This window comes from Pseudomonas sp. SDO5591_S426 (assembly GCF_054070755.1).
The window spans coordinates 1-7,085 of record NZ_JBSVXD010000241.1; the positions used below are offsets into that span (position 1 = coordinate 1).

The window sequence follows — 7,085 nt, forward strand, 5'->3', positions numbered from 1 at the left end:
TGCAGGATGAACTCAATCCACTGTAGGAGCTGCCGAAGGCTGCGATCTTTTGCTTTATCAGGCAAACACGAAATATTTGCGCACGGTTTCCACCACTTCCCAGGTGCCTTTCATTCCCGGTTCGATGACGAAAATGTCACCGGCACGCAGGTGGATCGGTGCCATGCCTTCCGGGGTGATGATGCAGTAGCCTTCCTGGAAGTGGCAGTATTCCCACTTCACGTATTCCACGTACCACTTGCCCGGCGTGCAGATCCAGGTGCCCATGATCTTGCTGCCGTCTTCGCTGGTGTAGGCGTTGAGGTTGACGGTGTGCGGGTCGCCTTCGAGTTTTTCCCATTTGCAGGCGTCGAGTACGGGCAGCGGGTGGGTGTCGCGAAGAACGGTAATCGGTGCGGTCATGATGACTCCGGGCGTTGGGGGAGAGCTGAAGTCGCACCCTATCGGGCTTGGCCCGGCGTCAGTTGTCTGTGCTCGACACTGAGGTATCCAGAAGCGCTCGCGTCATTGATGCACACAATAAAAAACGCCCCGGCATTGGTTGAATGCCGGGGCGTTTTTTTAAGCGTTTGCGGGGTTACTGAGCCACAGGCAGGTTCCGATGCCTGGCCATGCGCAACCGGTAGCAGGCGTAGATGAACAGCACCCACACCGGCATGGCGTACACCGACGGGCGTACCGGCGGAATCATCCAGATGACGCAGATGATCACCGCCATGAAGGCCAGGCACAGGTAGTTGGTGTACGGCGACCAGAAGGCCTTGAAGCCCGGCACGACACCGCGCTGTTCCATCGCCTTGCGGAACTTCAAATGCGTCAGGCTGATCAGCGCCCAGTTGATCATCAACGAAGCGACCACCAAGGCAAACAACAACTCCAGCGCTTCGTGCGGAGCAACATAGTTGACCAGCACGGCCAGCATGGTGATCAGCGCCGATACACCCAGGGCCAGCAACGGCACGCCCTGCTTGTTCAGCTTCATCAGCACTTTCGGTGCATCGCCCTGTTCGGCCAGGCCGTAGATCATGCGGCTGTTGCAGTAGACGCCGCTGTTGTAGACCGACAGCGCGGCGGTGAGCACCACGAAGTTGAGGATTTGCGCGGCGGTGTCGCTGCCGATCAAGGCGAAAATCTGCACGAACGGACTGCCGCTGTAGGCATCGCCCGACGCGCCAAGTGTCTGCAACAGTTGATCCCACGGATACAACGACAGCAGCACGGTCAGCGCGCCGACGTAGAAGATCAGCACCCGGTAAACCACTTGGTTGATGGCCTTGGGAATGACCTTGCGTGGTTCGCTGGCTTCAGCGGCGGTGATGCCGACCAGCTCCAGGCCGCCGAAGGAAAACATGATGAACGCCATCGCCATCAGCAAACCGCTGTAGCCGTTGGGGAAGAACCCGCCGTGGTCCCACAGGTTGCTCACCGAGGCTTGCGGGCCGCCAGTGCCGCTGAGCAGCATGTAGCAGCCGAGGAGGATCATGCCGATGATGGCCACGACCTTGATGATCGCGAACCAGAATTCCATTTCACCGAAGACTTTGACGTTCAGCGTGTTGATCAGGTTGACCAGCACGAAGAACACGGCGGCGCTGACCCAGGTCGGCACCTCCGGCCACCAGAACTGCACGTACTTGCCGACGGCCGTCAGCTCGGCCATGCCCACCAGCACATACAGCACCCAGTAGTTCCAGCCGGACAGGAAACCGGCAAAACCGCCCCAGTAGTTGTGGGCAAAGTGACTGAAGGAACCGGCCACCGGCTCTTCGACAATCATCTCGCCGAGCTGGCGCATGATCAGGAACGCGATGAATCCGGCAATCGCATAGCCGAGGATCATCGACGGCCCGGCGGACTTGAGCACGCCGGCCGAGCCCAGGAACAGCCCCGTACCAATGGCGCCACCCAGGGCGATCAGTTGAATGTGTCGATTTTTCAACCCTCGCTTGAGCGTCCCCTGTTGCAAGATTTCATCCGCCATCTGGTTTCCTTCTGATTGTGGTGGCCAGGCCTGATTTGAAAGGTCGAATCTTACTCTCGCTCACCCCTTCGTCATACAGGCGCGGGTTGGGTTAAGCATTGGTTTTCAAGGGCTGGCGCTATCGTTGGCCGTGCGCAATGCTTCGAGCAAGGCTCTGGCATACGCCGGCAAGTGCTCGAATGAGCGGGCGCACAGCAGCAGTTTTCGCTGTGCCCATGACTCCTTCAGCGTGAAGCTAGTCAGCGGTTGATCGACGGTCCAGCGACGGAGCGCCGCCAGCGGCACAATCCCCAGCCCGGCACCGTGAGCGACCATGCGCATCACGCCGTCGAAGCCTTCGGCGCGGATGCGGATCTGCATGCGCAGGCCGGTGTGCAAGGCCTGCTCTTCCAGGTACACCGCCAATGCGCTGCTGGCGGTCAGGCCGACGTAGTGGTGTAGCAATGTTTCGCTGAAGCTCGGTGGTTCGCCGCCGGCCAAGGGATGTCCGGGCGGCATGATCAGCACCAGCGGATCGTCGCGAAAGGGCAGGGTGTCGAGGCTGTGGGTGTCCACCGCATCCGAGACGATACCGAGGTCCGCTGCACCCTGGCGCAGGGCGTGAGTGATGCGAGTGCTGGGCAGTTCCTGCAAGTCGATGTCGAGGTTGGGGTGTTCGCTCAGGAAGTCGGCGAGCAATTCGGGCAGGTACTCGGTAATCGCCGTGGTGTTGCACAACAACCTAACCTGGCCTTTGACGCCATTGGCGTATTCGGCCAAATCCTGCTGCATGCGTTCGGCGTGTTGCAGCAGTGTGCGGGCGTGTTGTGCGAGGGCTTTGCCGGCAGGTGTCGGTGAAACTCCACGGCGACCGCGCTCCAGAAACTCGATCCCGAGCGAAGCCTCCATGGCCCGGATGCGCGCACTGGCCGCCGCCAGGGACAGATGACTGCGGGCAGCGCCGGCGGTGATGTTGCCGGTGTCGAGGATGTTCAGGTAGAGGCGCAGGTCGGTGAGGTCGAAGTGCATTGTTGCAGCCTCTGAATGTGTGTTGTCTGGGGTGGCCTCTTCGCGGGCAAGCCCGCTCCCACAGGTGACCGAGTTCTTGTTGGAGAAATGCGATCCACTGTGGGAGCGGGCTTGCCCGCGAAAGCATCAGTAGCGTCAACACATCATCCAGCCTCTTGCTTAGGTAGAGGCACCCTCAGTATATGGCAGATTTTCAACTGACCCATCCAGGCTCACCATGGCCCCATGAATACTGTCTCGGCTTTTTATCAAAACCTCGGCCTGGCCCTTTCGCTGCTGGTCATCGCAACCTTCCTGCTGGCCGGCATGATCAAGGGTGTGATCGGTCTCGGCCTGCCGACCATCGCCATGGGGTTGCTCGGTCTGGCTATGGCGCCGTCGCAGGCTGCGGCGTTGCTGATCATCCCGGCCACGCTGACCAACGTCTGGCAACTGGCGTTCGGCGGGCATCTGCTCGGGCTGGTCAAACGGCTGTGGCCGATGTTGCTGGCGATTTTCATCGGCACCGGTGCGGGCACGCTGTGGATTGGCATGGCCGGTGGACACTGGGTCGTGCGGGGATTGGGCGCGGCGCTGTTGCTCTATGCGTTGAGCGGTTTGTTTCTGCCGACCTTGCGCGTGAGCAGTCGCATCGAGCGCTGGCTCGGTCCGCTCTGCGGCCTGATCACCGGCGTCATCACTTCAGCCACTGGCGTGTTTGTGATTCCGGCGGTGCCGTACCTGCAAGCGCTGGGGTTGAGCAAGGACGAACTGGTGCAGGCGCTGGGTTTGTCGTTCACCGTTTCGACGCTGGCCCTGGCTGGAGGATTGCTGTGGCGCGGCGCGCTTGGCGGTGGCGAGTTGAGTGCGTCGTTGCTGGCGCTGATCCCGGCGGTGCTCGGCATGTTGCTCGGGCAGTGGCTGCGCCAGCGGATCAGCGCGGTGCTGTTCAAGCGCGTGTTCTTCATCGGCCTCGGATTACTTGGCGGCCATTTGTTGATCAGCGGTTAGCGGACGACGGGCTGATCATCTCGATGGCGCGAATATCGAAATCCCGTTCCAGGTACTCATCGCGCTGTTCAAGAAACTGCTTCATGTGCGGCAGGTTCGAGTGCACATCGAGATGGGCCTGGGATTGCCAGATCTCGTAGAAGATGAACAGGCTCGGGTCCTGTTTGTCGCGCAGCATGTGGTACTCGATGCAGCCGGGTTCGGCGCGACTCGCTTCCACGTAACCGCTGAAAAACGCTTCGAAGGCGTCGGATTTTTCCGGGCGGGTCTTGGCGTGCAGGATGAAGCCTTGGATTTCACTCATGAAAGACGCTCCTCAGGTCAGAATCGGCGCCAGTCTAAGGCAACAATCGGTCGATGATTCGTGCGCTTAGGTCAAATGAATTTTGCCCCGTGGGCGCTTATTCCGCGCGAGACAGGTGGTTACTCTGCCGCCATCCAATTCCTGACCTTCCCGAGATTTCTTGTGAAAAAAGTCCTGTTGCTCAATGGTGGCAAAAAATTCGCCCACTCCGATGGCCGCTACAACACCACCCTGCAAGAAGCCGCATTGAGCGTGCTGGATCGCGGCGGCGTGGACGTCAAAACCACGTTCATCGACGAGGGCTACGACGTTGCTGAAGAAGTCGCCAAGTTTCTCTGGGCCGACGTGATCATCTACCAAATGCCCGGCTGGTGGATGGGCGCGCCGTGGACCGTGAAAAAGTACCTCGACGAAGTCTTCACCGAAGGCTACGGCAGCCTCTACGCCAGCGACGGTCGCACCCGCTCCGATGCCTCGCAGAAGTACGGCAGTGGTGGTTTGATCCACGGCAAGCAATACATGCTGTCGCTGACCTGGAACGCCCCGCAGCAAGCCTTCGACGACCCGACCGATTTCTTTGAAGGCAAAGGTGTGGATGCGGTGTACTTCCCGTTCCACAAGGCCAACGAGTTCCTCGGCATGACCGGCCTGCCAACCTTCCTGAGCGTGGACGTGATGAAACGCCCGAACATCGAAGGTGATGTCGCGCGTTACGAGCAGCATTTGACCGAGGTGTTTGGCCTGCCGGCTTGAGGTTCCTTTTGCCCCGCATCCAGCTACTATCAAGCCAGTTTTTGAATGAGGGGCAATCGTGAAAGCCAGATCCGATGAGTTGCAGATTTTCGTCTGCGTAATTGAATGCGGATCGATTTCCGCGGCGGCCGAGCAAGTCGGGCAAACCCCGTCGGCGGTCAGCCGCACGCTCTCGCGGCTGGAGGCCAAGCTCGATACGACGTTGATCAACCGCACCACGCGGCGCATGGACCTGACCGAAGAGGGCAAGTATTTCTTCGAGCACGCCAAGCTGATTCTTGATCAGATGGATGAGCTTGAAGAGCGCTTGTCCTCGCGCCAGCAAACACCGTCCGGACGCTTGCGCATCAACGCCGCGTCGCCGTTCATGCTGCACGCCATCGTGCCGTACATCGATGAGTTCCGCCGGCTCTATCCGGACATCCAGCTCGAACTCAACAGCAACGACCTGATCATCGACCTGCTTGAGCAAAGCACCGACATCGCCATCCGCATCGGCACGCTGGCCGACTCGACCCTGCACGCGCGTTCCCTGGGTTGCAGTCCGTTGCACATCGTTGCGAGCCCGGCGTATCTGGAAAAACACGGCACACCGACTGCGGTGGCCGACCTGTCCGGCCATACGCTGCTGGGTTTCACTCAGAACGAAGGCCTCAACCAATGGCCGCTGCGCTACGTGCACGGCGATCGCTGGCCGATCCAGGCGTCGCTCAGCGCCTCCAGCGGCGAGACCATCCGCCATCTGGCGCTGGAAGGCCAGGGCATTGCCAGCCTGTCGCACTACATGACCATCGAAGACATTCGTACCGGGCGCTTGAAAGTATTGCTGGCGGAGTTCAACAGCGGTTATCGCCAACCCATCAACGCCGTGTACTACCGCAACTCGCAACTGGCCCTGCGGATTCAATGCTTCCTGGACTTCATCCAGGGCAAATTGGCGCTTTACGCCTCCGACGATTTCAGTGAGTGATTCGTGACCGCTGCGCAAGAGTGAATTGGGCCTGCAGGGATTTTTCGTCAGGGATCACTACTTGATACTGGCTGCATCACTTATCAACGCAGGGAGTTTCTCCATGAACGTATTCGTCACCGGCGCTGCCGGTTTTATCGGCGGCTCCATCGCCACGGGCCTGATCAAGGCCGGTCACAGCGTCAGCGGCCTGGTGCGCAACGCCGCACAAGCCGATGAGTTGCGCGCACTGGGTATCACGCCAGTGATCGGCACGCTTGACGACAGCGCACTACTGGCCGAGCAGGCCCGCGCGGCCGACGCCGTGATCAACGCAGCCAGCAGCGACCATCGTGGCGCGGTGGAAGCCTTGCTCGATGCCTTGCGCGGTTCCAACAAAGTGTTCCTGCACACCAGCGGTTCGAGCATCGTCGGCGATGCGTCGGGCGGTAAGTCCAGCGACGTCATTTACTTCGAAGACGACCTGCCAGAACCCACCGTCGACAAGGCGGCTCGCGTGGCCATCGACAACCTGATCCTCGCCGCAGCGAAGGACGGAGTGAACTCGGCAGTCATCTGCAACACCCTGATCTACGGCCACAGCCTGGGCGTCAACCGCGACAGCGTGCAACTGCCACGCTTGCTGAAACAGGCGCGTAAAAGCGGCGTGGTGCGTCATGTCGGCACTGGCCAGAACATCTGGTCCAACGTGCACATCGAAGACGTCGTGGCCCTGTACTTGCTGGCGCTGACCAAGAACGTACCGGGCACGTTCTACTTTGTCGAAAGCGGCGAAGCGTCGTTCATCGACATGACCACGGCTATGGGCCAGGCGTTGAATCTGGGCCAGCCGCAGGACTGGCCGCTGAAAGATGCGGAAGCCGAGTGGGGCTATGAAATGGCCAATTATGGCCTGGGTTCCAACAGCCGGGTGCGTGGCAAGCATGCGCGGGAATTGCTGGGCTGGGTGCCGAAGCGGACTTCGGTGGTTGAGTGGATCCGTAGCGAGATGGTGTGAGTTCGCTTTAGACCGTGTCATCGTTCATCGCGGGCAAGCCTTGCTCCTACAGGTTCTGTGTCGTTCGCCAATTTGTGAACGA

The 7,085-nt window shown here is 60.1% G+C and carries 8 protein-coding genes; 4 read left to right on the plus strand and 4 right to left on the minus strand.

Translation table 11 applies throughout. From position 1 onward, the window contains the following. Positions 1-57: 57 nt before the first annotated feature. From ACW9JC_RS27300 to ACW9JC_RS27310, 3 genes are all read right to left on the minus strand, one after another. The gene (locus tag ACW9JC_RS27300; protein ID WP_007900627.1) at positions 58-402 is read right to left on the minus strand and encodes a cupin domain-containing protein; all 345 of its coding nucleotides are present in this window, start codon (positions 400-402) and stop codon (positions 58-60) included. A gap of 175 nt (positions 403-577) precedes the next feature. After that, positions 578-1,981 carry an amino acid permease gene (locus ACW9JC_RS27305; RefSeq protein ID WP_457458896.1) on the minus strand — a complete coding sequence of 468 codons (1,404 nt, stop codon included), beginning with the start codon at positions 1,979-1,981 and terminating at the stop codon, positions 578-580. Positions 1,982-2,086: 105 nt separating this feature from the next. After that, entirely contained in the window at positions 2,087-2,989 is a 903-nt protein-coding gene (locus tag ACW9JC_RS27310) for a LysR substrate-binding domain-containing protein (RefSeq protein ID WP_457458898.1), read from the minus strand. 225 nt (positions 2,990-3,214) lie between these two features. Between ACW9JC_RS27310 and ACW9JC_RS27315 the strand changes: the two genes are divergently transcribed. After that, positions 3,215-3,979, plus strand: coding sequence for a sulfite exporter TauE/SafE family protein (locus ACW9JC_RS27315; protein WP_457458900.1), 765 nt, complete (start codon positions 3,215-3,217; stop codon positions 3,977-3,979). Here the strand turns inward: ACW9JC_RS27315 and ACW9JC_RS27320 are convergent. Next, entirely contained in the window at positions 3,969-4,283 is a 315-nt protein-coding gene (locus tag ACW9JC_RS27320; RefSeq protein ID WP_457458902.1) for a putative quinol monooxygenase, read from the minus strand. The genes ACW9JC_RS27315 and ACW9JC_RS27320 overlap by 11 nt on opposite strands. Positions 4,284-4,445: 162 nt before the next feature. On the opposite strand from ACW9JC_RS27320, the gene ACW9JC_RS27325 reads away from it, so the two are divergent. The 3 genes from ACW9JC_RS27325 (at position 4,446) to ACW9JC_RS27335 (ending at position 7,003) form a co-directional block, all read left to right on the plus strand. Continuing rightward, entirely contained in the window at positions 4,446-5,036 is a 591-nt protein-coding gene (locus tag ACW9JC_RS27325) for an NAD(P)H-dependent oxidoreductase (protein ID WP_448106247.1), read from the plus strand. Between the two features lie 58 nt (positions 5,037-5,094). Next, positions 5,095-6,006: a LysR family transcriptional regulator gene (locus ACW9JC_RS27330; RefSeq protein WP_457458905.1), complete on the plus strand. Its 912-nt coding sequence runs from the start codon at positions 5,095-5,097 to the stop codon at positions 6,004-6,006. Between the two features lie 103 nt (positions 6,007-6,109). Beyond that, the gene (locus ACW9JC_RS27335; RefSeq protein ID WP_457458907.1) at positions 6,110-7,003 is read left to right on the plus strand and encodes an NAD-dependent epimerase/dehydratase family protein; all 894 of its coding nucleotides are present in this window, start codon (positions 6,110-6,112) and stop codon (positions 7,001-7,003) included. Positions 7,004-7,085 lie beyond the last annotated feature (82 nt).

Excerpts from the sequence above, each read along its gene's own strand:
- ACW9JC_RS27300 (WP_007900627.1), bottom strand. The coding sequence starts at position 402 with ATGACCGCACCGATTACCGTTCTTCGCGACACCCACCCGCTGCCCGTA.
- ACW9JC_RS27305 (WP_457458896.1), bottom strand. The coding sequence starts at position 1,981 with ATGGCGGATGAAATCTTGCAACAGGGGACGCTCAAGCGAGGGTTGAAA.
- ACW9JC_RS27310 (WP_457458898.1), bottom strand. The coding sequence starts at position 2,989 with ATGCACTTCGACCTCACCGACCTGCGCCTCTACCTGAACATCCTCGAC.
- ACW9JC_RS27315 (WP_457458900.1), top strand. The coding sequence starts at position 3,215 with ATGAATACTGTCTCGGCTTTTTATCAAAACCTCGGCCTGGCCCTTTCG.
- ACW9JC_RS27320 (WP_457458902.1), bottom strand. The coding sequence starts at position 4,283 with ATGAGTGAAATCCAAGGCTTCATCCTGCACGCCAAGACCCGCCCGGAA.
- ACW9JC_RS27335 (WP_457458907.1), top strand. The coding sequence starts at position 6,110 with ATGAACGTATTCGTCACCGGCGCTGCCGGTTTTATCGGCGGCTCCATC.